Below are 25,162 nucleotides of genomic sequence, written 5' to 3'. Positions count from 1 at the left end.
AGCTCATATGGCGGTCCATCTGCTCTCTTCTGCCGCGCTGCGCTCGACCGCCGCGAGCACGCGCTGCACCTGCAGGCCATCCTCGAAGGACGGCGCCGGGTCGTACCCGCCCGCGATCGCCTCCAGGAAGTCCTTGATCTCATTGGTGAAGGTGTTCTCGTAGCCGAGGCCGTGGCCGGGCGGCCAGTAGGCTCCCGCGTAGGGATGCCCGCCCTCGGTCACCAGGACACGCCGGAAGCCGCCTTCTTCGGGCGGGAGCGTGTGGTCGTGGAACCACAGCTCGTTCATCTCCTCGAAGTCGAAGGCAATGCTCCCGAGCGAGCCGTTGACCTCGATGCGCAGCGCGTTCTTGCGGCCGGTGGCGAACCGGGTGGCCTCGAAGGAGGCCACCGCCCCGCCCGCGAACCTGCCGGTGAACAGCGCGGCGTCGTCGACCGTGACCGGTCCGGTGGCCGCCCCGCTGCCCGCCGCGGAGAGCCCGGCCGAGTCGTCGGCCAGCGGGCGCTCCTTGATGAACGTCTCGGTGAGGGCCGAGACGCCGGTCAGCCGGTCGTCCAGGATGAACTGGGCGGTGTCCACGATGTGCGCGCCGATGTCGCCCAGCGCGCCGGACCCGGCCTTGTCCTTCTGCAGCCGCCAGACCAGCGGGAACTCCGGATCGATGATCCAGTCCTGCAGGTACTGCGCCCGGACGTGCCGGATCTGGCCGAGCCGCCCCTCGGCCACCAGCTGGCGGGCCAGCGCGATGGCCGGCACCCGGCGGTAGTTGAAGGCGACCATGCTGCGCACGCCCCGGGCCGAGGCGGCCCGGGCCGCGGCGGCCATCGCCTCGGCCTCTTCGACGGTGTTGGCGAGGGGTTTCTCGCAGAGCACATGCTTGCCGGCCTCCAGCGCGGCGATGGCGATCTCGGCGTGCGAGTCGCCCGGCGTGCAGATGTCGACCACCTGCACGTCGTCGCGCTTGACCAGCTCCTTCCAGTCCGTCTCGACGGCGGCCCAGCCGAGCGACTCGGCCGCGTCCGCTGTCCGGCCGGCCGACCGGCCGGACAGCACCGCCATGGACGGCGAGAGGGGCAGGTCGAAGAAGGCTCCGACGCTGCGCCAGGCCTGGGAGTGCACGCGTCCCATGAACGCGTACCCCACCATGCCGACCCCGATTGGCTGCTTCACGACTCGAAGCCCAGCGGCAGGTACTGGTCCACGTTCTCCTTGGTGATGGTCTCGGAGGCCAGCGTGATGGACTGCGGGACCTGGTTCTCCAGCAGGTCGCTCATGCCCTTGCCCTGGGCGATCAGGCGGGCGAGCTTGATCGCCGAGGAGGCCATCGTGGGGCTGTAGGTGACCGTGGCCTGCAGGACGCTGGAGCCGGCCTGGATGTCCCGCATGGCGTTGGCGGAACCGGCGCCGCCGACCATGAAGAACTCGCTGCGGTTGGCCTCCTTGATGGCGGCCAGCACGCCGATGCCCTGGTCGTCGTCGTGGTTCCAGATGGCGTCGATCTTCTTGTGCGCCTGCAGCAGGTTGCTCGCCACCTCGGTGCCGGACTCCACCGTGAACTGCGCGTCCTGCTTGGCGGTCACGCTGAAGCCGTAGGACTTGAGCGCGTCCTCGAAGCCCTTGCTGCGGTCCTGGGTGAGCGGCAGGGTGGCGATGCCCTGGATCTCCAGGATGACCGGGTTGCTGGTGCCGGCGTCCTTGAGCTTCTTGCCGATGTAGTGGCCGGCCGCCACGCCCATGCCGTAGTTGTCGCCGCCGATCCAGGTCCGGTAGGACAGCTTGTCGGGGAAGATGCGGTCCAGGTTGACGACCGGGATGCCGGCGTCGGTGGCCTGCCGGGCCACCTGGTTGAGCTGCTGGCCGTCGTTCGGCAGCATGACGATGACGTTGACCTTCTGCTGGATCAGCGACTCGACGGCGGAGATCTGCTGGTTGATGTCGTTGGTCGGCTCGACCGGCTTGAACTCGACATCGCTGTACTGCTTGGCCGCGGCCTCGGCGTTCTTGGCGATGGCCGCGATCCAGCCGTGGTCGGCGGCGGGGGCCGAGAAGCCGATGACGACCTTGGTGCCGGGGGCGTCGTTGCCGCCGGTGGGGGCGGGCGCGGCGGCCGTGGGGGCGGCGGCGCTGGCGGCCGGGGCCGGCTCGTTGCTGGTGCACGCCGCCGCGAGGGCGCCGACGCCGATGACCGCTCCGCCGACGAGGAATCCGCGGCGACCCGGGTTCTGGGCCATGGTGTTCTCCCTTTGTTAGCTATTAATTAGAAAGTCGTGATCTGGACGGCCGCAGCGGTGATTCACCTGGTCGGCGGCTATGCGGCTGTCTATGGGACGGGTTTCTGATTAATCAGGCAGTGAGGAACCGGGGCCACGGGTGGATCCCTAGGCCCGTTGATGGCGGGGTGCTAAGTGGCTGTCTGGAGGCTGCGTCGCTGCAGGAGCACGGCGACGACGATGATCAGGCCTTTCGCGATGAGCTGGTCGCTGGTGTTGAGACCGTTCAGGATGAACAGGTTCGTGATCACGGTGAAGATCAGCAGGCCGAGGATGGAGCCGATGATCGTCCCGCGGCCGCCGGTCAGGAGCGTGCCGCCGATGATGACGGCGGCGATCGCGTCCAGCTCGTAGAGGTCGCCGTGGGTGGAGGAGCCGGTGGTCGTGCGGGCCATGATGATCACTGCCGCGATGCCGCAGCACAGGCCGGACAGGGCGTAGAGCAGCATCGTGTGGCGGCGGACGTCGATGCCGGCCAGCCGGGCCGCCTCCGGGTTGCCGCCCACCGCGTACGTCCGGCGGCCGAAGGTGGTGCGGTTGAGGATGAGCCAGCCGATGATGACGACCACCGCGAAGATGTAGACCAGCAGCGGCAGGCCGAGCACCCGGGTGGTGGACAGCTCGACCAGGGCGCTGTTGTCCTGGCTGACCAGCTGGGTGCGCCGCTCGGACATGCGCTGGGCCAGGCCGCGGGCGGCCACCAGCATGGCCAGGGTGGCGATGAAGGGCACCATCCGGCCGTACGAGATGAGGAAGCCGTTCACGAGCCCGGCGCCGGTGCCGACCAGGATGGCGCAGATGGCCATCACGACGGGACCGTACGCCTGGGTGGCCAGCGTGGTCGCCCACACCGAGGCCAGCGCCATGACCGCGCCCACCGACAGGTCGATGCCGCCGCCGATGATGACGAAGGTGCTGCCGACGGTGATGACGCCGATGGTGGAGGCCAGGGCCAGCAGGCTGACCATGTTGGACGTGGTGGCGAACGTGTCCGGGGCGGTGATGAGGCCGACGGCGGCCAGCAGGGCCAGCGCGATCAGGAGGCCGAGATGGCGGGCTTCGCCGATCCTGCCCAGGGTCAGCCGCCCACCCCCCGGCCCTGGAGGCGCGACGGCGGCCGCCTCCACCCGCGCCTGTTCATCGGCCTCCGGCGCGGAGACTTTCTGCGGATTAACCTCGGTCATCGGACGAACTCCTGAGGTCGGATGTAAGCGATATCAGCCATGGGACGGGGTCGCGTCCATGACGAGGTCGAGGACGTGGTGCTCGTCGAGCTCGGTGGCGGGGGCCTCGTGGATGATCCGGCCGTCCCTGACGACCAGCACGCGGTCGGCCAGGCCGAGCACCTCGGGGACTTCGCTGGAGATGAGCAGGACTCCGACGCCTTCGTCGGCCAGCCTTCTGACCAGCGCGTAGAGCTCGGCGCGGGCGCCCACGTCGACGCCTCTGGTGGGCTCGTCCAGCAGCAGCAGCTTGCGCCCCTCGACCAGCCAGCGGCCGAGCACCGCCTTCTGCTGGTTGCCGCCGGAGAGCGTCTTGATCGGGCGGTTGGGGTCGGGCGGGCGGATGTCGAGCGCCTTGACCAGGCGTTCGGCCTCGTCGCTCTCCTGCTTGCGGTTGAGCCAGCCGAACCGCGAGTAGCGGCCCAGGCTCGCCAGCGTGATGTTGCGCGCCACACTCTGGTCCAGGAGCAGGCCCTGAGCTTTACGCTCTTCCGGGGCCAGGCCCATGCCGATGCGGACCGAGTTGGCGGTGTCGCCGAGCTTGACCTGCTTGCCGTTGAGCAGCACCGTGCCGGTGGCCCGGCGGGCGCCGTACACGGCTTCCATGATCTCCGAGCGGCCCGAGCCGACCAGACCGGCCAGGCCGACGATCTCCCCGGCCCGTACGGTGAACGACACGCCCGACACCACGCCGGGAACCGTGAGGTTCTCGACCCGGAGCACCTCGTCCCCGAAGCCGCCGGTGGGGCGGGGCGGGAAGACGTACTCCACGTTGCGGCCGGTCATCAGGGAGACCACGGTGGCGGTCGGCGTGGTACGGGCGGGCAGGCCGACCGCCACGGTTCTGCCGTCCTTCAGCACGGTGACCCGGTCGCCGATCTCCCGGATCTCCTCAAGACGATGCGAGATGTAGACCACCGCGACGCCCTGGCCGGTGAGCTCACGGATGATCCGGAACAGGTTCATCACCTCGTCGTGGGCCAGCGCCGCCGACGGTTCGTCCATGACGATCAGGCGTGCCTCGTGGGAGAGGGCGCGCGCCATGCTGACGACCTGCTTGCCGGCGGGCGACAGGCGGCCCACTTCGGTGCTGGGACGGATCTCGCCATGGCCGAGCCTGGCGAGCAGTTCGCGGGTGGCGGCGAACATCTCGCCGCGCCGGGTGAAGCCGAAGGTGGCCTGCTCGTGGCCGAGGAAGATGTTCTCCGCGACGCTGAGCCCGTCGACCAGGTCGAGCTCCTGGTAGATGGTGGCGATGCCCTGTCGCATGGCGGCCGTGGGAGTGGCCAGCCGCACGGGCTGGCCGTCGAGGAGCACCTCGCCGCTGTCCGGCTGGTGCGCCCCGGCGAGGACTTTGATCAGGGTTGACTTGCCCGCGCCGTTCTGGCCGAGGAGGCAGTGCACCTCGCCGGCCCGGACGTCGAGGTCGACGCCGTCCAGGGCGCGAACTCCGGGGAACTGCTTGACGATCCCGCGCATCAGTAGCAGCGAGGGGTTATCCGTCTGTTCCCGGCTTATGTCTTCCATATTTCCGGATGCTAGAGAGGACTTATGCTGACGGTCAAGCAAAAGTCGATGGCATGATGTCATAATGAGATCTGGAATCATCGACTAGGCGAGAGGAGGCGAGGTTGACACAGGGGATGCTGAGCGAGCCCACCGGTTCCGTCACCGGCGCGGGAGCGTTGCTCTCGATCCTTCGGGACGGCCAGGCCCGCACCAGGGCGGAGCTCGTGCAGCTGACAGGGCTGGCCCGATCCACGGTCTCGCAGCGCCTGGACGCGCTGCTGACGCACCAGTGGATCGTGCCCGCGACAGACGCGATCTCCTCCGGGGGGCGGCCCGCGACCGCCTTCGCCTTCAACCAGGGGGCCCGGGTGGTGGCGTCGGCGGATCTTGGAGCCACCCACGCCCGCGTCGCGGTGACCGACCTAGCCTCCAACGTGCTCGTTGAGCGGACCGCCGACCTGCCGATCGACCGCGGCCCCGAGGTCACGCTCGGCTGGCTGGTCGAGACGCTCAAGGAACTGCTGGTCGAGACCGGCGGGCAGCTGTGCGGGGTCGGGGTGGGACTGCCGGGGCCGGTCGAGCACATCACCGGGCGGCCGGTGAACCCGCCGATAATGCCGGGCTGGGATGGCTTCCCCGTGCCCGAGTGGCTGGGCTCACGGCTGGGCGCGCCGGTTCTGGTAGACAACGATGTCAACATCATGGCGCTGGGCGAGCACTGGGCCGCCCGGCCCGAGGTCGAGCACCTGGTCTTCGTGAAGATCGGCACCGGCATCGGCTGCGGGATCATCTCCGAGCGGCGGCTGCATCGCGGCGCGCAGGGGGCCGCGGGCGACATCGGGCACATCCGGGTCACCTCGGCCGCCGAGGTGATCTGCCGGTGCGGAAACGCCGGCTGCCTGGAGGCGGTCGCGGGCGGGGCCTCCATCGCCTCGCAGCTGCGCAACGCCGGGATCCAGGCCGAGAACAGCCGGGACGTGGTGGGCCTGGTCAGGGCCGGGAACACCCAGGCCGTGCAGTTCATCCGGCAGGCCGGGCGGGAGATCGGCGACGTGCTGGCCTCCATCGTGAACTTCTTCAACCCGTCGGTGATAGTGATCGGCGGCGATATCGCGGAGGCGGGCGAGCACGTGCTGGCCGGGGTCCGCGAGGTCATCTACAGCCGATCGCTGCCGCTGGCCACCCAGCATCTGAGCATCAGGGCCACCGAGCTGGGCGACCGGGCGGGCGTGATCGGAGCGGCGGTCATGGTCATCGAGGCGGTGCTCGCGCCGGAGGCGGTGGACCTCGTGGTCAATAGCTGAGAGCGCTCTCTGACCTCGGCTAACAGGCACTTGACGCATCGGCAACATTGTCGCAACAATGTGGGCGAACGCCTTCTTCGGGCCGCCGTGACACGTCGGCCTGGTTAAGAGAGCGCTCCCTCATTGGCGCGTTCGGCGCACGCGTCCCGTTCCGGAAGGATCGTCGTGCGCCCATTGCCCCGCCTGTTATCCCGGTTACTCCTGTCCCTGTCACTCATCGTGGCCGGGATCACCGTCGCCTCACCCCCCGCCTTCGCCGCACCCGACTTCACCGTCCTGGTCTTCTCCAAGACCGCCGGATTCCGGCACAGCTCCATCGGCCCCGGCATCACCGCGATCCAGCAACTCGGCACCGCCAACAACTTCGCGGTCGAGGCCACCGAGGACGCGGCCCAGTTCACCGACGCCAACCTGGCCAGGTTCAAGGCCGTCATCTGGCTGTCCACCACCGGAGACGTGCTCAACGCCACCCAGCAGGCCGCCTTCGAGCGCTACATCGAGGCCGGCGGCGGCTACGTCGGCGTCCACGCCGCCTCCGACACCGAATACGACTGGCCCTGGTACGGCCAGCTCGTCGGCGCCTACTTCGCCTCCCACCCCGCCCCCCAGCAGGCCACGGTGAAGGTCGCCGACCGCTTCCACCCGTCCACCGCGCACCTGCCACAGCGCTGGAGCCGGTTCGACGAGTGGTACAACTACCAGGCCAACCCGCGCGGCAAGGTGCACGTGCTCGCCACCCTGGACGAGACCACCTACACCGGCGGCGGCAACGGCTTCGACCACCCCATCGCCTGGTGCCACAACTACGACGGCGGGCGCTCCTGGTACACCGGCGGCGGCCACACCGACGAATCCTACGCCGAGAGCAACTTCCGGCAGCACCTGCTCGGCGGCATCAGGACCGCCGCGGGCTTCGTCGCCGGGGAGTGCGGCGGCACCGTCAACACCAACTTCCAGCAGGTCGCGCTGGCCAAGGGCGTCGACGAGGTGGGCGAGCCGATGAGCCTGACCGTGCTGCCCGACGGCGCGGTCTTCCACACCGCGCGCAACGGCACGGTCCGCTACACCGACAACGCCGGCAACACCAAGGTGGCCGGGACCCTCGCCGTCTACAGCCACGACGAGGAGGGCCTGCAGGGCATCGCGGCCGACCCCGGCTACGCCACCAACCGCTGGATCTACCTGTTCTACGCCCCACCGCTGAGCACGCCGGGCGGTGACGCGCCCAGCACCGGGACCGCCGCCGACTTCGCGCCGTTCAACGGGGTCAACCGCCTGTCCCGGTTCACCGTAAGGGCCGACAACACGATCGACCCCGCCAGCGAGCGGACCGTGCTCGACGTGCCCACCAGCCGCGGCATGTGCTGCCACGTCGGCGGCGACATCGACTTCGACTCGGCGGGCAACCTCTACCTGTCCACCGGCGACGACACCAACCCGTTCGACTCGGCCGGATACGCGCCGATCGACGAGCGGGCCGGCCGCAACCCCGCCTACGACGCGCAGCGCTCCTCGGCCAACAGCAACGACCTGCGCGGCAAGGTGCTGCGGATCAAGCCGACCGCGTCGGGGAGCCCGGCGTACACGATCCCGCCCGGCAACATGTTCGCGCCGGGGACCGCGCAGACCCGGCCCGAGATCTACGCGATGGGCTTCCGCAACCCGTTCCGGATGAGCGTCGACAAGGGCACCGGGATCGTCTACCTGGGCGACTACGGGCCTGACGCGGGCACCGCCGACCCGAACCGGGGCCCGGCCGGGCAGGTGGAGTTCGCGCGGATCACCCAGCCGGGGTTCTACGGCTGGCCGTACTGCTCGAGCTTCAACGACGCGTACAACGAGTACACCTTCCCGTCCGGTCCTTCGGGCGCCAAGTACAACTGCGCGGGCGGGCCGACCAACAACTCCCCCAACAACTCCGGCCTCACCACGCTGCCGCCGTCGCAGCGCGGCTGGATCCCCTACACCGGCTCCACCCCGCCCGAGTTCGGCGGCGGCGGCCTGTCGCCGATGGGCGGCCCGGTCTACCGTTACGACCCGGCCTCGACCTCGCCAATCGCGTTCCCGCGCTATTACGACGGCACCTTCTTCGCCGGTGAGTTCGGCCGCCGGTGGATCAAGAACGTGGTCGTGGACAGCGCCGGCGCGCCGCTCGCGATCAACCCGTTCCCGTGGACGGGCACCCAGGTCATGGACATGGAGTTCGGCAAGAACGGTGCGCTCTACGTGCTGGACTACGGCACCGGGTGGTTCAACGGCGACGCCAACTCCGGCCTCTACCGGATCGAGTACGCCCGCAACGGCCAGGCCCCCGCGCCGGTCGTGACCGCCAACCGGACCTCCGGGCTCGCGCCGCTCGCGGTGACGTTCTCCTCGGCCGGCACGGTCGACCCCGACGGCGACCCGATCACCTACGCGTGGGACTTCGACGGCAACGGCTCCACCGATTCGACGGCGGCCAACCCGTCCTTCACGTACACCACGAACGGCACCTACAGCGCGACGCTGACCGCGCGGGACAGCACCGGGAAGACCGGCACGGCCAGCGTGGTCATCACGGTCGGCAACAACGCGCCCACGGTGACCATCCAGGCGCCGCTGGACGGCCGGGTGTTCTCCTTCGGCGACGCCATCCCGTTCCAGGTGACCGTGACCGACCCGCAGGACGGCACGATCGACTGCGCCCGGGTGAAGGTCAGCTACATCCTCGGCCACGACTCGCACGGGCACCCGATGACCAGCGCCAACGGCTGCACCGGCACCCTGCAGACCACCGCCGACGGCGAGCACGACACGGCGGCCAACATCTTCGGCGTGATCGACGCCGAATACACCGACAACGGCGGCGGCGGCCAGGGCGCGCTCACCACGCACACCCAGGCCATCATCCAGCCCAAGATCCGGCAGGCCGAGCACTTCGGCGCGATGAGCGGCGTGCAGATCAGCGCGCCGGCCTCGGCCAACGGCGGCCGGGCGGTCGGATTCATCGAGAACAACGACTGGATCTCGTTCAAGCCGTACAACCTGACCGGCGTCACCTCGTTCACCGCGCGCGTCGGCGCCCCGACGGCGGGCAACACGCTGGAGTTCCGGGTCGGCTCGCCGACCGGCCAGCTGGTGGGCTCGGCGACGGTTCCGGCCACCGGCGGGTACGCGGTCTTCCAGAACGTGACCGGCACGATCACCCCACCGGCGGGCACCCAGGAACTGTTCCTGGTCTTCAAGGGCACCGGCTCCGGCCTGTACGACATCGACGAGTTCACCTTCAACACCGGCCCCGTCGTGTCCCCCTCGCCCTCACCTTCGCCCTCCCCGTCACCCTCTCCCCCGACCGGCACCAACCTGGCCCTGAACAAGCCGGTGACGGTCACCAGCACCGAGGCCGCCTACGTCGCCTCCAACGCCGTGGACGGCTCCGCCACCACCCGCTGGTCCAGCCTCTTCGCCGACCCGCAGTCGATCACCGTCGACCTCGGGCAGAGCTACTCCATCAACCGCGTCCGCCTGAACTGGGAGGCCGCCTTCGGCTCCGCCTACCAGATCCAGACCTCGACCGACGGCACCGCCTTCACCACCATCAAGACGGTCACCGGCGAAAACGGCGGCATCGACGACCACACCGGCCTGACCGGAACGGCCCGCTACGTCCGCATCCTCGGCACCGCCAGAGGCACCCCCTACGGCTACTCCCTCTGGGAGTTCGAGGTGTACGGCTCCGGCGGCCCACCCACCCCCACCAACGTGGCCCTGAACAAGCCCGCCGTCGCCTCCAGCGTCGAAAGCGCCGAATTCCCGGCCGCCAACGCGGTGGACGCTTCCGCCACCACCCGCTGGTCCAGCGCCTTCTCCGACCCCCAGTGGATCCAGGTAGACCTGGGCCAGACCTACACCATCAGCAGGGTACGACTGAGCTGGGAGGCCGCCTACGGCTCCGCCTACCAGATCCAGACCTCCCCCAACGGCACAACCTGGTCCACCATCAAAACGGTCACCGGCGAAAACGGCGGCATCGACGACCACACCGGCTTGTCAAACTCCGCAAGATACGTCCGCATCAACGGCACCACCAGAGCCACAGCCTGGGGCTACTCCCTCTTCACCTTCGAGGTCTACGGCAGCTAACTGAACGGAAACGCGCGGCCCCATGATCACCCCCGATCATGGGGCCGCTGCACTTTTCCCGCTAGACGATCGGCAGCGCGGGCTCCATAGACTCGCGCGATCACGCCTTCCGAACCACGAATCTTGGCGGTCCGAGGCGGAAGCTCTTTAGATATGGCTAGACCGACCAACTCCACGATTCAGACGACCAGCGGCTGTCAACCGGGTTTTCTATCATGGGTTGTGCCCAGAATATCCCCAGGGCTTGATATGCCTCGTCCAGGGTAACGAAAGGCAGGTGGTAATCTTCGACAAACCCATGCCACGCCGCGGCCCATGTGACAGGAGGGCGGTTCAGCGAAGGAGGCCACTCCGTGTTGCGGATGGAGAAAGTCGCCTTGCAGGCAGCGACCAGCTGCCTGATATCTCAGCTTTCGCCCTCTGTTGAGTACATCACACCGGTCGGTGCTTAGTTCCTGGCCGGACCGATCCGCCGTGATCACGGTTCCTGCCGGTTCCTATTCAGGGAGGGCAGCCTAAGCCGCCATATTCTTCTTATGTGAGATTGATCCGGTTGTTCGGCCAAAAAAATAGCGAGCCGACGACGGGTTGTCAAACCCGAATCTAGTGCCTCTTTTGCGGCCTGTTTGACCAGATTGGGATCACTTCTCCGTGCGACATCCGCAAGTGTTCGCTCCGGACGAGTCACCTGAACATTTTCCCACTGCCACACCTCAGACGCAGATAGCGGCGCATAGTGGACAATTACGCCATCTCTAACTCCACGGAATCGACTGGGAGTAGTTATGTTTATTTGGCCGGGCAAAGCGTCTGCTAGGCCATATATCGCCAGAGCTGTTTCATGGCTGGCGGCACAGTCGAATCCTGCCCACAGGGTGACGGCAATCACATCTTCAAACCGGCCTGCAGGGAACCGTGTCAGGCGATAGACACCTTGCATGAGGCGCTCTAGGTCGCCATGTTCCGTGTGATAGCTGAGCATGGTGTACGGAACACCGGCATCCCGTGCTTCTTTCGTGGTGAAGAGTCCGCCATGCTCGATTGCGATCTCGAACAGGGTGTCCAACGTTCTAGACCGACGTGGTGCCGGCATGTGATCAACAGGGTTTGGCATCGCTTCCTCTTCGTACCACTAGCTTGCACATTATGCCTGTTCAAAATGGGTATCGACTACATGAGACTACAATGTCGTTGTAGTCTCATGTAGTCATGAGGGACGGTCTTATCAACATCAAACTACAAGAGGGTTGTAGATTGATGTTGACGATGCCGCGTCTGGTCAGGGCGATCGAGGGGGGCGCGAGTGGCTGGGGGCGGTGGGAGATGATGGAGGTTGGGCGGGTGTGGCATTAGGCCGGGCGGGGGCAGAGGCCATGGCTGGGGTGACTGGGCTGGAGCGCATGCTGACGGGGTTGCTGGATGCCAGCCATCTGGTCACGTTGGAGCGGCTGCCTGAGTTGGTGGCCGAATATGGCGCTCAGGCGGATCTTGGTGGGGCGCTGATTTATTTGGCTGATCTTCAGCAGGCTGTCTTGTGCCTGTTGGCGGCTCCTGGCTGTCCTGCGCTCGCGGCGGAGGGGCAGAGTGCCGAGTTGCGGATTGATGCCACGCTGGCCGGGCGCGCGTTTCAGGAGGTCAGGGCGCTGTCGCAGGACGGTGGGGCGGAGCGGCAGCACTGGTGGGTGCCGCTGCTTGACGGGGCGGAACGGCTGGGTGTGATGCGGGTGACCGCGGCGGGGGCGGAGTTGCCGGATGCCGCCAGGCATCTGGCGGGGCTGGTGGCGTTGTTGCTGGTCAGCCAGCGTGCGCACAGTGACACCTACGCCCAGTTGGTGCGGACGCGGGCGATGAACGTGGCCGCCGAGATGCAGTGGCGGCTGGTTCCGCCGCACACGTTCGCCACGCCGGAGGTGACGGTCAGTGGGGTCATCGAGCCGGCCTACGAGGTCGGCGGGGATGTCTTCGACTATGCCCTGTCCGGGGACACGATGCACCTGGGGGTCTTCGACGCGATGGGGCACGACGTCTCGGCGGGGCTGACCGCGAGTCTGGCCATGGCCGCCTGCCGGAACCATCGTCGCCTGGGCATGGACCTGGCCGCCAACAGCGAGGCGATCGAACGTACCCTGATCAGCGAGTTCGGGCCGGGCACCCGGTTCGTCACCGCTGTCATCGCCGATCTCGACCTGCGCACGGGGCAGCTCACCTGGGTCAGTCGCGGTCACCCGCCGCCGGTGCTGATCCGCAGCGGGCGGTGGAGCGCCTCGCTGGAGTGCCCGCCGGCCCACCCGCTCGGCCTGGACCTGGGCGTGCCCATCACGGTGTGCCAGGAGCAGCTGGAGCCCGGTGACCGGCTGCTGATCTACACCGACGGCATCGTCGAGGCGGGCGCCGCGCAGGGCCGCGAGTTCGGGCTGGCGCGGTTCGTGGATTTCATCATCAAGCACACCAGCGCCGGTCTGCCGGTGCCGGAGACTCTGCGCCGCTTGATCACCAGCATCCTCGCCTACCATCACGGCCGGCTGAACGACGATGCCACCGTGTTGTTGACCGAATGGCACGGGATCGCACCCGAGTCCGCTTGAGGGTATTTCCTGTATATCAAGTAGGAAATGTTGACTTCTGTCCCAGCGGTGTCTAGCGTGCTGAACATGAGCAAGGGCCTGTATCTGATCCGGCGCGTGCACGTGGACCACGGTCACGTCGCCAGTGCCCAGTGTTGCCACGGCGAGTGACCCACCGGAACCCCCCTTCTCGCTTGGCTACAGGAAACCCATGAACAACTTCAGAAACGTCGTCGTCGCGTCCGGACTTCTGCTGGCCTTAGGGGCCTGCGGTGGATCGAGCGGAACCGAGGTCACCGAGCTGCGCTACCAGGGCAACGTCGGGGCCGTGACCCTTCCCGAGTTGGCCGAGGAGCTCGGCTATCTCGCGCCCGTAAAGCTCAAGTGGATCGGCAACACCATCAGCGGGCCGCAGGACATCCAGTCCGCGGCCACCGGAGAGACCGACTTCGGCGGGGCGTTCAACGGCGCCGTCGTGAAGCTTCGGGCCAGTGGGGCGCCGATCAAAGCGGTCATCAGTTACTACGGCAGTGACCAGGACACCTTCAGCGGGTTCTGGGTCCCCGAGGAGAGTCCGATCAAGGGTCCGCGGGATCTGATCGGGAAGAAGATCGGCGTCAATACGCTGGGCGCGCACGCGGAAGCGGTGATCAAGGAATACCTCAAGCGTGGCGGGCTCAGCCCGGAGGAGGTCAAGCAGGTCGAGCTGGTCGTCGTGCCACCGGTCAACACCGAGCAGGGGCTGCGCGGCGGGCAGATCGACGTGGGCGCGCTGACCGGCGTGCTCCGGGACAAAGCGCTGGAACGTGGGGGCATCCGGCTGCTGTTCAGTGACACCGAACTGCTCGGGCCCTTCAACGCGGGGACGTACGTGCTGCGCGAGGACTTCATCGCGCGCAACCCGACCGCCGCCAAGAAGTTCGGCGAAGGGGTCGCGAAGGCGATCGAGTGGACCCGGGAGCACAGCCGCGACGAGGTTATCGCGAAATTTCGGGAAATCGTGGCTAAGCGAGGGCGGAACGAGGACAGTTCGGCGATCGGGTACTGGAAGAGCTTCGGGGTCTCCTCCAAGGGCGGAGCCATCGCCGATCGGGAGTTCCAGACGTGGATCGACTGGCTGGAGCGGGAAGGCGAGCTCAAGCCCGGCCAGGTGAAGGTTGGCGATGTCTACACCAACCAGTTCAATCCGTACGCGACCGGGAGCGTCAAGTGAACAAGATCACGATCCGGGGTGTCGGGAAGACCTTTCAGGTGCGCGGGGAAGGACGGCCGTTCGCGGCGCTTGAGGGGATCGATCTGGACGTGCGGGCCGGGGAGTTCCTCACCCTGGTCGGGCCGAGCGGCTGCGGCAAGTCGACGCTGCTCGATCTGATCGCGGGGCTGACCACGCCGACCAGCGGCACGCTGGAGCTGGACGGCCGACCGATCAACGGTCCCGGGCTCGATCGCGGCGTGGTGTTCCAGCAGTACGCGCTGTTTCCGTGGCGTACGGCGCAGGCCAACATCGAGTTCGGGCTGGAGGCGAAGGCCGTACCGGGAAAGGAGCGGGAGGAGCGGGCGCGGCACTTTCTCGACCTGGTCGGGCTGGCGGGGTTCGCGGATCGGTATCCGCATGAGCTGTCCGGGGGGATGCGGCAGCGGGTGGCCATCGCGCGCAGCCTCGCGTTCGATCCTGAGGTGCTGCTGATGGACGAGCCATTCGCGGCGCTCGACGCGCAGACCCGGGAGTCGCTGCAGGAAGAGCTGCTGAGCATCTGGGAGAAGACCGGCAAGACCATCGTCTTCATCACGCATGGCATCGACGAAGCCGTCTACCTGGGACAACGTGTGGCAATCATGACATCCCGGCCGGGACGCATCAAGCAGATCATCGACGTCGCGTTCGACTCCCGGGCGGGGGATCTGCGCGCTGATCCCCGGTTCGGCGAGTACCGCCATCACATCTGGACGCTGCTGCGCGACGAGGTCGCCGCGGCCCGCCGGGACGAGGTGCTCTCCGTTGGCTGACAACAAGGGCGTCCTCGCCCCGGCGAATCCCGAAGAATCCGAGAAATTCCCCGGGGACGTGCACTGGTACGACCTGCCCGACGACGACGCCGATCCGGAGGAAGCCGAGCTGCAAGGCCAGGCGGCGCGAACTGAGGATGGGCCAGGCCACGACGAGGACGTGCCCCCTCCTGGCGAGGAGAGCATCCCCGGTGGCACCCGCCTCCAGCGAGTGATCCGGAAGACCACGTCGTTGCTGAGGCGGTCGGCCGCGGTGGCGTTGTTGCTGGTCGTCTGGGAGACGTTGCCCCGGTTGGGCGTCGTCGACCGGGTGTTCCTGCCGCCGCTCTCCGAGGTGCTGGGCGCCTGGTATGAACTGATTCTCCGGGGTGAACTCGGCGAGCACGTGGGAGCCTCGCTCGGGCGGTCGCTGGCCGGATTCGCGCTGGCGATCGTGACCGTGATCCCGCTCGGGCTGCTGATCGGCTGGTACAAACCGGTCGCCGACTTCCTCACGCCGCTGCTCGAACTCTTCCGGAACACCAGCGCGGTCGCGCTGCTGCCGGTGTTCACGCTGATCCTCGGCCTGGGCGAGACCGCGAAGATCACCTTCGTCCTGTACGCCTGCGCCTGGCCGATCCTGCTCAACACGATCAGCGGCGTGAAGACCGTTGACGCGCTCCTGATCAAATCCGCGCGGTCGATGGGCCTGGGGCCGCTGCGGCTCTTCCAGAAGGTGATCCTTCCGGCCGCCGTTCCGACCATCTTCACGGGGGTTCGGCTGGCAGGGGCGTACTCGATTCTGGTGCTGCTCTTCGCCGAGATGGTCGGGGCGAAAGCGGGCCTCGGCTACCTGATCAACGCCGCTCAGTTCAACTTCCGCATCCCCGACATGTACGCCGGGATCATCACCATTTCCCTGCTCGGATTGTTGTTCAACCAGCTGCTCGTCACGTTGGAGCGGCGCTTCTCGACCTGGAGGATCACGTGAGCCCCCGCCGGCTTCATCTCAACGCGTTCCTGATGGGTGTGGGTCACCACGAGGCGGCCTGGCGGCATCCTCGGACCGAACCCGCGCTGGTCACCGACGTCAAACACTTCCAGAACCTGGCCAGGATCGCCGAGCGGGGGAAGCTCGATTCGGTCTTCCTGGCCGACGGGGTTGCCTTGTGGGGAAATGTCCGGCACAACGCGCTCGGCGGGCTTGAGCCGCTGACGCTGCTGTCGGCCATCGCCGCCGTCACCGAGCACATCGGGCTGATCGCGACCGCGTCCACGACCTACAACGAGCCGTTCCATCTGGCGCGCAAGTTCGCCTCCCTGGATCACATCAGCAACGGGCGGGCCGGCTGGAACATCGTCACCTCGGCGAGTGAGGCCGAAGCCCACAATTTCGGGATCGAACGCCCGGCGCATCGTGATCGATACGCGCGTGCCGACGAGTTTCTCGAGGTTGTCACCAAATTGTGGGACAGCTGGGAGGACGACGCGGTCGTCAAGGATCGGGAGAGCGGCATCTACGCCGATACCGACAAGATTCACGCGGTCGAGCATTCCGGTCCGCATTTCGCCGTCAAGGGTCCGCTCAACACCCAGCGGCCGCCGCAGGGGCATCCGCTGATCGTGCAGGCGGGGTCTTCGCCGGACGGCAAGGATTTCGCCGCGCGGCACGCGGAGGCCGTCTTCACTGCCCAGCAGACCCTGGCCGAAGGGCAGGAGTTCTACGCCGACATCAAGGCCCGGGCCGTCGCCGCCGGGCGAAGGCCGGAGGACATCGTGATCCTTCCCGGTATTTCGCCCATCATCGGGAGCACCGAGCGGGAAGCCCTCCGGTTGGAGCGCGAACTCGAAGAGCTGATCATTCCGGCGTACGGCGTGGCGCAGTTGTCCACCATTCTCGGGGTCGATCTGTCCGACCATCCGCTCGATGAACCGTTGCCGGAAATATCGCCAGAAACCGAGGGTCAGCAGAGCCGGGTCAAGCTGGTGCTCGATCTGGCTTCGCGGGACAACCTCACGATTCGGCAGCTGATCGCGCGATTGGCGGGTGGGCGCGGGCATCGGGTCCTGGCTGGGACCCCGGAACTGATCGCCGACCAGATCCAGGAATGGTTCGAGCAGGGCGCGGCTGACGGGTTCAACATCATGCCGCCGGTGCTCCCCAGCGGTCTGACCGACTTCGTCGACCATGTCGTGCCTGTGCTTCAGGCGCGTGGGCTGTTCCGGTACGAGTACGAGGGCCGTACCCTCCGCGAGAACTACGGCCTGGCCCGACCGGCGAACCGTTACGCGGAACTGGCGGTGGTCTGATGAGCATCGTGACCGTGGTCGGCAACCCGCGCAGCGGGTCCCGTACGCTGACCGTCGCCACCAGAGCCGCCGAAGCCATCGCCACCCGGCTGGGGGTCGAGGCGGGCGATGTCGTGGACCTGTCCGGCCTGGCTCCGGCGCTGTTCAATCCGGAGCCCTCGCCCGGCGTCGAGGTCGCCCTCGAGCTGGTGCTGGACGCGTCGGTGCTCGTCGTGGCCAGCCCTACCTACAAAGGCACCTATACCGGCCTGCTCAAGGCCTTCCTCGACAAGCTTCCCAACCAAGCGTTCGCCGGAAAGGCCGCCCTTCCGCTCCTGGTCCTGGGCGACCCGAAGCACTCCCTCGCCGTCGAGGTCCACCTTCGGCCGCTCCTGGTCGAACTCGGCGCGAACGTTCCCACCCCCGGGCTGGCGGTGTTGGAGTCGCGCATCCCCGATCTGGACGAGCTGCTCGGCCCCTGGGCCGATCGGGTGGTCCCGCAACTGAATGGACGTACGGAGGTGCTGACATGACCGCCGCGCCCGACGAACAGCCTCCCGCCAGCCATCTTCGACTGGTCGGAGAGGTGTCCGTTCCGCAGCAGGGCGGCCGCGGGCGGAAGTTCCGGCCTGTCGGCAGGGAAGGCGAACCGGTCGGGTCGGAGTCGGAGGAGTTCTGGCCTGCCGGTAGGGAAGCAGTCGGACCCGAGGAGTTCCGGCAGGCGCTGGCAGCCCACGCCGCGGGAGTCGTCGTGGTCACCGCGCGGCCGGACGGCGAGCCGGTCGGGCTGACCGCGACCTCCTTCACCTCGGTCAGCCTCGCGCCGCCGCTGGTCTCGTTCTACGTCGATCAGGCTTCGACCACCTGGCCCGCCCTGAGCAAAGCCGAGTATTTCGCGGTGAACGTGCTGGCCAGCCATCAGGTGGACGTGGCCGCGAGATTCGCGCGCAAAGGCGTGGACCGCTTCGCCGCGCCGACCCGATGGTCACCCGGCCTGGCGGACGTTCCGTTACTCGAGGAGGTCTCGGGCCATCTCGTCTGCCGCGCCCACCACACCAGCGAAGTCGGCGACCACATCCTGGTGGTCGGCCTCGTCGTGGCCACCGCAGGCGGCGACGACGGACGCCCACTCCTCTACCACCAAGGCCGATTCGGGGATTTCCAACCACGATAGGTGCGGTGGTTCTCCCACCCGCCCAGCCCTTTGTTTATCCTCGGGCTCCGCCCGCCCCCGCCAACGCCGTGGTACCCGTACGAACCGGAGAATCCGGTATCAGGCCAGGCGGGCGGTGCCTCGGCCGATGGATAGGGGGAGGTCGAGCATGGTGCGGATGCCTGGGGGTGCGGCGCAGACTGATGTGATCGAGTTGACTGCGTGGGCTGCGGCGCCTGCCAGGCCGTGGCTGACCTCGTCGATGGTAAGGGCGATGGTGGGGCGGCCTTCGATGTGGATGGCGAAGCCGGGGTCGGCCCAGCGGCGGACCTTGGTGGCGTCGGCCTTGTAGACGCATTCGACGGTCATGAAGGGGCGGCCGCGGATCAGGCCGCTGAAGGTCCAGCGGGAGGCGCAGACGGTGTCGGGGAGGACGGTTCCGGCGGCGATTTCGAACTCTTCGGTGGCCAGTTCGAACTCGTCGCTCTCCTCGATCTCGTCGAGCCGTACATTCAAGGCGGTGGTGACGAGCTGCACGCTTTCCGCGAAGAGGGCGCGCTGGAACGCCCGGAACGGGCGGACGGCGGCGGCGTAATCCTTGGCGGAGCGGGTGAAGCCGATCAGGTCGGTGACGATCTGGCGGGACGGGTGGCCGCGGTAGTCGGAGGATTCGCGGACGTAGATGTGGTCGAGGCGGGAGGACAGGCCGGTCAGGGCCAGCGGGAGGAGGTCGCTGACGAAACCGGGGTTGATGCCGGTGCCGTGGAGTGTCGTGCCGCCTTCCGCGCAGGCGGCTTCGAGGCGCTCGACCACGCCGGGGCCGTACGCGGCGGGGTAGACGAAGCCGGTCGTGGTGATGACGTTCTTGCCCGAGGACAGGAGGGCGCAGATCGTCTCCACGTCGGTGGCGTGGTCGCCGCCGAAATACGACGCGGGGAGGGGCATGTGCAGGACGCAGTCGGCGTCCAGGGACAGGATCTGTTCCACATCGTCGGTGCAGCTCACGCCGACGGGGTCCAGGCCGATCAGCGAGCCCGCGTCCACGCCCACCTTGTCCGGGTCGTAGACGAGCACGCCGGCGAGCTCGAATTCCGGCCGGGTGATGACGCTGCGCAGAGCGTAGCCGCCTACTGCTCCGGTAGCCCATTGGACCACGCGCAGACGGGGCATGCAGAGCCTCCAGACTGGGTTATGGCCGCGCCTCCGGCGCGACAGGCTTGGCCGCTGGGGAGCCAAGCCGGGCGGAGGGCATGCTGGGGAGGGGTGTCGCCGGTAGCCCCACGCCCTGGCGAAGCCGAAACTATAGCAGGAATTTACTCGTCCGATCACTATCCGCAACGACCCATTTGTGGGTCCCAGCGCTCTTGATATGGTGCCCCTGACTAGAATCTTGTTCTCTTCGTGGAGGGTGGGCGAATGTCCGAGCTCAGATTCGACGGGAAAGTCGCGGTCGTCACCGGTTCCGGGCACGGGCTCGGGCGGGCGCACGCGCTGCTGCTGGCCGAACGCGGGGCCGCGGTCGTCGTCAACGATCTGGGCGGCGCGCTGGACGGCTCCGGAGCGTCCGCGGGCCCCGCCGCCGAGGTCGTCGAGCTCATCACCAAGAACGGCGGCAAGGCGGTCGCGAACGCCGACAACGTGGCCACCCCCGAAGGCGCGGAGGCGATCGTGCGGGCCGCCGTCGACACGTTCGGGCGGTTGGACGTGGTCGTCAACAACGCCGGGATCCTGCGCGACAAGTCGCTGGGCAAGATGTCGGTGGAGGAGTTCGACAGCGTGCTCGCCGTACACGTGCGCGGGTCGTTCCTGGTCAGCCGGGCGGCCTTCCCGCACATGAAGGAGCAGGCCTACGGCCGGATCGTCAACACCTCCTCCCCCGCCGGGCTGTTCGGCAACTTCGGCCAGGCCAACTACTCCACGGCCAAGATGGGCCTGGTCGGCCTGACCAAGACCCTCGGCATCGAAGGCGCCCGCGCCAACATCAAGGCCAACGCGATCGCCCCCATCGCCTGGACCCGCATGACCGAGGCCCTCCTCCCCGCCGAGTTCGAAGCCAAGTTCACCGTCGACGCGATCAGCCCCCTGGTCGCGTTCCTCGCCCACGAATCCTGCGAAACCTCCGGCGAGGTCTTCAGCGTCGGCGGCGGCCGGGTCGCCCGCGTGTTCGTCGCCGAGGGCCCCGGCTGGCGCACGGACGACCTCACGATGGAATCCATCCGCGACAACTGGGACACCATCATGACCGAACAGCCGTACCTCCAGCCGACGACCCTAGGGCAGCAGGCAAGCGCCTCGATGCAGGCGATGCTCTAATGTCCCACGTCAGAGTGGCGCGCCGTACGCGTTGGAGAAGGCGATCTCCTCAACCGGGATCCTGGACAGCTTGGCGGGGAAGTGCGTGGCGGGGTATCCGACCGCGATGTGCGCTGCCGTGATGACATCGTCGGGGATCCCGAGCAGTTCCTTCACCTGAGGCTCGTAGTGGCACAGCAGCGTGGTGATCGCGCTGGCGACGCCCTGTGCGCGCAAGGCCAGGCAGAAGTTCTGGGCGGTGGGGTAGATGGACGCGCCGCCCACGACACTCAGCCGTCCGAGCTCGTTGTCGGTGGGGTGCAGTCCATCGAGCTGAGCGCAGCAGACGACGATGGCGGGAACCTCGTCGAGGTGCTCGGCGAAGTAGTCGGCGTCAGTGACGGCCTTGGGCAGCGCGCCTACGGCGATGTCACCGGTTGTGATCGCGCCAAGGTAGGCCTTCCACGGCACCAGATACCACTCTTTGAGCTGCCGTTTCAGGTCGGGATCGGTGACCACCACCCAGCGCACCGGCTGCCGGTTACCGCCCTGGGGTGCGAAGCGAGCGGCGTCGAACGCGCTCAGCAGCACTTTCTCCGGTACGGGGTCGCTGCGGAAATAGCGGCACGTTCCCGTTCCTGTCATCGCCTCAATGACGTCCATGGCATACCTTAGGGGAGAGGTCTGGAATAAATGGAAGTTCGCCGGGCTATTTCTTCTGAGCTACTCCGCCGTACATCCAGATTTTATTGAGATCACCGATGAACTCCCGGTCCGGCCGCCACAGCGGGGTTTGGACGAGCCCTGGTTCGACGAGTCGCAGATCCCCGAACAACGCCTCGATCTCCGCCTTTCGCCGGGGTACGGCAGGCGCCTTGGCCCGCACGTAGGTGTCGGCGACCTGGAACACCTGCTCCTGGCGGAAGTCCTGAGTGGGGTGGGATATCACCAGGAAGCTGCCGGGGGCCATGACCTTTCGCAGCGGGGCTATCAGTTCCTCGGGATCCCGATCGGGAATGAACTGCAAAACGGACACCAGCATGATCGCTATCGGCTGGGTGTAGTCGAGAAAGCCCTCGACCTCGGGCCGATACAGGATCCCTTCGGGATCGCGCAGGTCGGCGGTGATGACCCGCGTCTCACCCTTGCCGTGGCCGGCCAGCAGCGCTCTGGCATGCGTGAGCACAATCGGGTCGTTGTCCACATAGACGACGTGCGCATCAGGGGCGACTTCCTGCGCGACTTGGTGGACGTTGCGCTGGGTGGGCAGGCCCGTACCGATGTCGAGGAACTGGCGGATGCCGGCGTCCACCATGAATCGCACCGCACGCTGCATGAACGCCCGGTTCTCTCGGGCGATGTCCCGTAGTTCCGGAGCCACCAGCAACGACTCCTCCGCAGCCCGGCGATCGGCAGCGAAATTGTCCTTACCACCGAGGTAGTAGTCGTACATGCGGGCTGGATGCGCGATGTGAACCTTGAGTTCGACAGGTGCGCTGGCCTCGTCCAATGCGTTCCTCCACAACACATCCCCTGGGGCCGCGTGCTTGACGGGGCGCCACTCAGGATCATAGCGACAAACAGGAATTTTCCTAAAACCTCCCCCCTATCAGTCATTCAATCGATACCACCCGATATCGGTCGATATCAGCCATTTAGATCGGTTCATGCCATGTCGGCAGACTCCCCAACCTCCGGCTTCACATTCTTGATCGTGAGCCGCTCAAGCGCTTGAGCGGTATGGGTCCGTCAGGGTCATGGGCATACGGGCCACACCGAGGGCTCGTTCCGGGAAGCATGGACCGGCTACATACATGCGCGCACGGGTGCGTCCGACGGGCGTGAGGACCTCAGAGGTCACGAGGTCGCGCTCCCCGTCCATGAGATCTTCCACATCCACCGTGGACACGCGAAATCCTTCGATGGAGTTGGACGCGGCGACGGCGTCAGCGGTGAGGAACTTCTGCAGGCCTTCCGTCCATTTGGCCGGCGTGCTGCGCAATTGGTGCCGCAGCTCGTGTCGCATGGCCTCGATATCCGCTACGACCTGGTCGTCTTCACGGCTGAGGGCGGGCGTTGGGAAGAGCATGCAGTCGATGATGCGGTGATGCAATCATCGCGTCAAAGCTTGTTGCGGTGCCAGAGGTCGGGTTCGCCTGGGGTGCGGGTGAGTTTGCCGTCGAGTTCGAGCCAGACCAGGTGGGCGAGGGTCTCGTTGTTGGCCGAGCGCTGCATGAACGGGGGGATCGTGTCCCAGGGGCGGGACCAGGTGAGTTGGGAGGCCAGTTCCCAGCAGGTCATGCCGTCTGACTCGCCGACGGTGGTGGCGACCTCGGCCAGGCGGTCCTCGTGGTGGCCGACGACGTAGTTGACGCGGTCGGCGAGGTCGGTGAAACGGTACTCGTGGGCGGGGAGGACCTCGGCGATGTCGAGTTTGGCGATGCCCCGGAGGGCGTCGAGGTAGTCGGCGAGGGGGTTGGGGGCGGATTGGGGGTGTACGGCGACGATGGGGGTGATCTTGGAGAGGACGTGGTCGCCGGAGAAGAGGAGGCGGCGGGTGGGTTCCACGAAGCAGAGGTGGCCCGGGGAGTGGCCGGGGGTCCAGCGGGCCTGGAGGTCCCAGCCGGGGATGTCGAGGTGCTGGCCGTCGTCGATCAGGCGGTCGGGGACGGCCATGGTGACCAGGTGTCTGATCATCATGGAGGCGCCGGCGAGTTCCTGGGCGGTGAGGTCGGGGACGCCGCAGCGGCGCAGGAGCGCGCCCTCGCGGGCGACCAGGTCGTCGATGGCCGACTCGTCGTAGCGGTCGTGGACGAGGGCGGCGTCGGCGGGGTGGAGGCCGATCCAGGCGCCGGTGTTCTCGCGGATGCGTCCGGCCAGGCCGTAGTGGTCGGGGTGGATGTGGGTGACCAGGACGGCCTTGATGTCGGTGATCTGGTATCCGGCGGTGGCCAGTCCGGCGGCCAGCGCGTCATACGCCTCGTCGGTGTTCCAGCCGGCGTCGATGATGGTGACGCCGCCGGGATGCTCGAGGGCGTACACCAGGACGTAGCGGAGGGGGTTGATCGGGATCGGCACGGGGATCGACCAGAGGCCGGGGCGGACCTGCTCGACGTCGGGGAGTCGTTTGTCGAGCCAGGCATCCCGTTGGGAGGGGTTCGCGGGTTTCGCCAATTTGCTCACGCCGTCGATTGTGCCTCGTCGGCAGAACATCCTTCTATTCGGGGGGCGGGAAGGCGTACGTACAGGAGGGCCAGCAGGAGCATGACGGCGGCGCAGACCGCCCAGGCCCAGGCGACGCCGCCGGTGGCGGCGAGGGCGCCGAGGGCGACGGCGGAGAGGGTGCCGCCCGCTTGGAGCAGGAGCGAGTTGACGGAGAGTACGGTCGCGCGCAGGCCGGAGACGACGCGGCGATGGAGGAGCTCCATGCGGATGACCTCGCTCAGGGCCAGGGCTGCGAAGATGAGGATATATCCGGATCCGGCGCCGATCATGCCTGCTAATCCGGCCAGGGCGACCGAGGCCGCGAGGCCGCCTACGGCCAGTGCGGTCGCGATCGTCCCGGCTATCGCGGCCCGTTCCGAGGTGGCGAAACGCCGTGCGAACCAGGGCGCCAGCGAGCTGCCCGCGGCGTTCGCGGCGAAACCGACCGCGGCGACGAGCGCGTAGGCGGTGCTGCCGGTTTCCACTCCCCCGGTCAGTACGGCCAGCCGTCCCGGCGTCAACATCTCGATCGCGTTCAGCATCACTCCGAGACCGGCCGAAACCAGTAGCAACCGCCCGACCCCGCGATCCCGGATGGCCACCCCGAATCCGGACCGTATGGCCAGGGGAACGCCGTGCAGCACCGTCCCCAGCGACGCCTTCGGTCCCCGCGCGGGTTCCCGCAGCACGACCAGGACGACCACGAGCAGGACGACTCCCGCGCCGGCCCCCGCCCAGATCGGCACCGTCAGCGACTCGCCCGGCACCACCAGCGGCAGCAACCCCCCGGCGAGTACGCCACCGCACAACGCGACCGAAGCGGCCACCGACCCTGCCGCCAGCCCTGGCTTGAGATCCGCCTCCGGCCCTTCCGCCTCGTGCAACGCGTCCACGAACCAGGCCTCGACCGGTCCGCTCGACAGCGCCCTGGCCATGCCCTTGAGCACCATGGCCACCACGAACATCCCCGTGGACGTCGCCAGCGCGAGCACGCTCAGCCCTGCGACGGTGAACACCGCCGACGCCACGACGACCATCCGCCGCCCGATCACGTCGGCCAATCCTCCCGTGGGCAGTTCCAGCGCCATCACGGTCAGACCGTAAATGGAGAACACCACTCCGATCTCCGCCAGCTCCACCCCACGCGAGGTCATCAACAGCACCTGCGGAGCCATCATCAGCCCAGCGGGCAACCAGCCCAGAAAGGCCACTAAAACGAATCGCCTTCGAATCGAACGGGGGGACA

General features: G+C 67.5%; 21 protein-coding genes. 10 read left to right on the top strand and 11 right to left on the bottom strand.

From position 1 onward, the window contains the following. Positions 1–3 precede the first annotated feature (3 nt). The 4 genes from Aple_RS15320 to Aple_RS15305 form a co-directional block, all read right to left on the bottom strand. Complete coding sequence (locus Aple_RS15320) at positions 4–1,170, bottom strand: Gfo/Idh/MocA family protein (RefSeq protein ID WP_246264485.1); 1,167 nt, start codon at positions 1,168–1,170, stop codon at positions 4–6. Continuing rightward, a complete protein-coding gene (locus tag Aple_RS15315) occupies positions 1,167–2,231 on the bottom strand; it encodes a substrate-binding domain-containing protein (protein ID WP_155345253.1) in 1,065 nt (354 codons plus the stop codon). Before Aple_RS15315 ends, Aple_RS15320 begins: the two co-directional genes overlap by 4 nt. A gap of 170 nt (positions 2,232–2,401) precedes the next feature. Beyond that, positions 2,402–3,454 (bottom strand): ABC transporter permease, encoded by a 1,053-nt coding sequence (locus tag Aple_RS15310; RefSeq protein WP_155345252.1) that lies wholly within the window; start codon positions 3,452–3,454, stop codon positions 2,402–2,404. A 33-nt stretch (positions 3,455–3,487) separates the two neighbouring features. Next, positions 3,488–5,020, bottom strand: coding sequence for a sugar ABC transporter ATP-binding protein (locus tag Aple_RS15305; RefSeq protein ID WP_155345251.1), 1,533 nt, complete (start codon positions 5,018–5,020; stop codon positions 3,488–3,490). 116 nt (positions 5,021–5,136) lie between these two features. On the opposite strand from Aple_RS15305, the gene Aple_RS15300 reads away from it, so the two are divergent. Together Aple_RS15300 and Aple_RS15295 are read left to right on the top strand one after the other, a co-directional pair. After that, positions 5,137–6,306: an ROK family protein gene (locus Aple_RS15300; RefSeq protein ID WP_155345336.1), complete on the top strand. Its 1,170-nt coding sequence runs from the start codon at positions 5,137–5,139 to the stop codon at positions 6,304–6,306. Between the two features lie 165 nt (positions 6,307–6,471). After that, a complete protein-coding gene (locus tag Aple_RS15295; RefSeq protein WP_174889827.1) occupies positions 6,472–10,428 on the top strand; it encodes a ThuA domain-containing protein in 3,957 nt (1,318 codons plus the stop codon). A 478-nt stretch (positions 10,429–10,906) separates the two neighbouring features. On the opposite strand, the gene Aple_RS15290 is transcribed toward Aple_RS15295, so the two are convergent. Continuing rightward, positions 10,907–11,494 (bottom strand): type IV toxin-antitoxin system AbiEi family antitoxin domain-containing protein, encoded by a 588-nt coding sequence (locus tag Aple_RS15290; protein ID WP_170321485.1) that lies wholly within the window; start codon positions 11,492–11,494, stop codon positions 10,907–10,909. Between the two features lie 307 nt (positions 11,495–11,801). Between Aple_RS15290 and Aple_RS15285 the strand changes: the two genes are divergently transcribed. From Aple_RS15285 to Aple_RS15255, 7 genes are all read left to right on the top strand, one after another. Continuing rightward, a complete protein-coding gene (locus tag Aple_RS15285; protein ID WP_218038336.1) occupies positions 11,802–13,013 on the top strand; it encodes a PP2C family protein-serine/threonine phosphatase in 1,212 nt (403 codons plus the stop codon). 190 nt (positions 13,014–13,203) lie between these two features. Then, positions 13,204–14,205 carry an ABC transporter substrate-binding protein gene (locus Aple_RS15280; RefSeq protein ID WP_155345249.1) on the top strand — a complete coding sequence of 334 codons (1,002 nt, stop codon included), beginning with the start codon at positions 13,204–13,206 and terminating at the stop codon, positions 14,203–14,205. Beyond that, positions 14,202–14,999 (top strand): ABC transporter ATP-binding protein, encoded by a 798-nt coding sequence (locus Aple_RS15275; protein WP_155345248.1) that lies wholly within the window; start codon positions 14,202–14,204, stop codon positions 14,997–14,999. The genes Aple_RS15280 and Aple_RS15275 overlap by 4 nt, the downstream gene beginning before the upstream one ends. Then, positions 14,992–15,969, top strand: a complete 978-nt coding sequence (locus Aple_RS15270; RefSeq protein ID WP_246264484.1) for an ABC transporter permease — start codon at positions 14,992–14,994, stop codon at positions 15,967–15,969. The genes Aple_RS15275 and Aple_RS15270 overlap by 8 nt, the downstream gene beginning before the upstream one ends. Continuing rightward, a complete protein-coding gene (locus Aple_RS15265; RefSeq protein WP_246264482.1) occupies positions 15,966–17,288 on the top strand; it encodes an LLM class flavin-dependent oxidoreductase in 1,323 nt (440 codons plus the stop codon). Before Aple_RS15270 ends, Aple_RS15265 begins: the two co-directional genes overlap by 4 nt. After that, on the top strand, positions 17,288–17,800 hold the full coding sequence (locus Aple_RS15260; RefSeq protein WP_155345247.1) for an NADPH-dependent FMN reductase: 513 nt from the start codon (positions 17,288–17,290) through the stop codon (positions 17,798–17,800). The genes Aple_RS15265 and Aple_RS15260 overlap by 1 nt, the downstream gene beginning before the upstream one ends. After that, positions 17,797–18,441, top strand: coding sequence for a flavin reductase family protein (locus Aple_RS15255; protein WP_155345246.1), 645 nt, complete (start codon positions 17,797–17,799; stop codon positions 18,439–18,441). Before Aple_RS15260 ends, Aple_RS15255 begins: the two co-directional genes overlap by 4 nt. A 99-nt stretch (positions 18,442–18,540) precedes the next feature. Here the strand turns inward: Aple_RS15255 and Aple_RS15250 are convergent, their stop codons facing one another. Next, positions 18,541–19,590: an NAD(P)H-dependent amine dehydrogenase family protein gene (locus Aple_RS15250; protein ID WP_155345245.1), complete on the bottom strand. Its 1,050-nt coding sequence runs from the start codon at positions 19,588–19,590 to the stop codon at positions 18,541–18,543. A 246-nt stretch (positions 19,591–19,836) separates the two neighbouring features. Here Aple_RS15250 and Aple_RS15245 point away from each other — a divergent pair, with 246 nt between their 5' ends. Then, positions 19,837–20,733, top strand: a complete 897-nt coding sequence (locus tag Aple_RS15245) for an SDR family oxidoreductase (protein ID WP_155345244.1) — start codon at positions 19,837–19,839, stop codon at positions 20,731–20,733. 9 nt (positions 20,734–20,742) lie between these two features. Here the strand turns inward: Aple_RS15245 and Aple_RS15240 are convergent, their stop codons facing one another. The 5 genes from Aple_RS15240 to Aple_RS15220 all read right to left on the bottom strand — a co-directional run bounded on the left by Aple_RS15240 (position 20,743) and on the right by Aple_RS15220 (position 25,091). Then, entirely contained in the window at positions 20,743–21,375 is a 633-nt protein-coding gene (locus tag Aple_RS15240) for a nitroreductase family protein (RefSeq protein WP_155345243.1), read from the bottom strand. Positions 21,376–21,421: 46 nt separating this feature from the next. Beyond that, on the bottom strand, positions 21,422–22,222 hold the full coding sequence (locus Aple_RS15235) for an SAM-dependent methyltransferase (RefSeq protein WP_246264480.1): 801 nt from the start codon (positions 22,220–22,222) through the stop codon (positions 21,422–21,424). 213 nt (positions 22,223–22,435) lie between these two features. Continuing rightward, on the bottom strand, positions 22,436–22,801 hold the full coding sequence (locus Aple_RS53245) for a hypothetical protein (protein ID WP_218038335.1): 366 nt from the start codon (positions 22,799–22,801) through the stop codon (positions 22,436–22,438). A 32-nt stretch (positions 22,802–22,833) separates the two neighbouring features. Beyond that, on the bottom strand, positions 22,834–23,895 hold the full coding sequence (locus Aple_RS15225; protein WP_246264479.1) for an MBL fold metallo-hydrolase: 1,062 nt from the start codon (positions 23,893–23,895) through the stop codon (positions 22,834–22,836). Next, entirely contained in the window at positions 23,892–25,091 is a 1,200-nt protein-coding gene (locus tag Aple_RS15220; protein WP_281361563.1) for an MFS transporter, read from the bottom strand. Before Aple_RS15220 ends, Aple_RS15225 begins: the two co-directional genes overlap by 4 nt. Positions 25,092–25,162: the final 71 nt, after the last annotated feature.

Origin of the sequence: Acrocarpospora pleiomorpha (genome assembly GCF_009687885.1) — a bacterium.
Lineage (GTDB): Bacteria > Actinomycetota > Actinomycetes > Streptosporangiales > Streptosporangiaceae > Acrocarpospora > Acrocarpospora pleiomorpha.
This window is presented reverse-complemented; position numbering and strand designations above follow the sequence as displayed.

Bases quoted from the DNA above. Each gene is read 5' to 3' on its own strand.
- Aple_RS15280 (WP_155345249.1), top strand. From the start codon at position 13,204: ATGAACAACTTCAGAAACGTCGTCGTCGCGTCCGGACTTCTGCTGGCC.
- Aple_RS15305 (WP_155345251.1), bottom strand. From the start codon at position 5,020: ATGGAAGACATAAGCCGGGAACAGACGGATAACCCCTCGCTGCTACTG.
- Aple_RS15260 (WP_155345247.1), top strand. From the start codon at position 17,288: ATGAGCATCGTGACCGTGGTCGGCAACCCGCGCAGCGGGTCCCGTACG.
- Aple_RS15285 (WP_218038336.1), top strand. From the start codon at position 11,802: ATGGCTGGGGTGACTGGGCTGGAGCGCATGCTGACGGGGTTGCTGGAT.
- Aple_RS15255 (WP_155345246.1), top strand. From the start codon at position 17,797: ATGACCGCCGCGCCCGACGAACAGCCTCCCGCCAGCCATCTTCGACTG.
- Aple_RS15315 (WP_155345253.1), bottom strand. From the start codon at position 2,231: ATGGCCCAGAACCCGGGTCGCCGCGGATTCCTCGTCGGCGGAGCGGTC.
- Aple_RS15300 (WP_155345336.1), top strand. From the start codon at position 5,137: ATGCTGAGCGAGCCCACCGGTTCCGTCACCGGCGCGGGAGCGTTGCTC.
- Aple_RS15220 (WP_281361563.1), bottom strand. From the start codon at position 25,091: ATGGCTCCGCAGGTGCTGTTGATGACCTCGCGTGGGGTGGAGCTGGCG.
- Aple_RS53245 (WP_218038335.1), bottom strand. From the start codon at position 22,801: ATGCTCTTCCCAACGCCCGCCCTCAGCCGTGAAGACGACCAGGTCGTA.
- Aple_RS15250 (WP_155345245.1), bottom strand. From the start codon at position 19,590: ATGCCCCGTCTGCGCGTGGTCCAATGGGCTACCGGAGCAGTAGGCGGC.
- Aple_RS15240 (WP_155345243.1), bottom strand. From the start codon at position 21,375: ATGGACGTCATTGAGGCGATGACAGGAACGGGAACGTGCCGCTATTTC.
- Aple_RS15245 (WP_155345244.1), top strand. From the start codon at position 19,837: ATGTCCGAGCTCAGATTCGACGGGAAAGTCGCGGTCGTCACCGGTTCC.
- Aple_RS15310 (WP_155345252.1), bottom strand. From the start codon at position 3,454: ATGACCGAGGTTAATCCGCAGAAAGTCTCCGCGCCGGAGGCCGATGAA.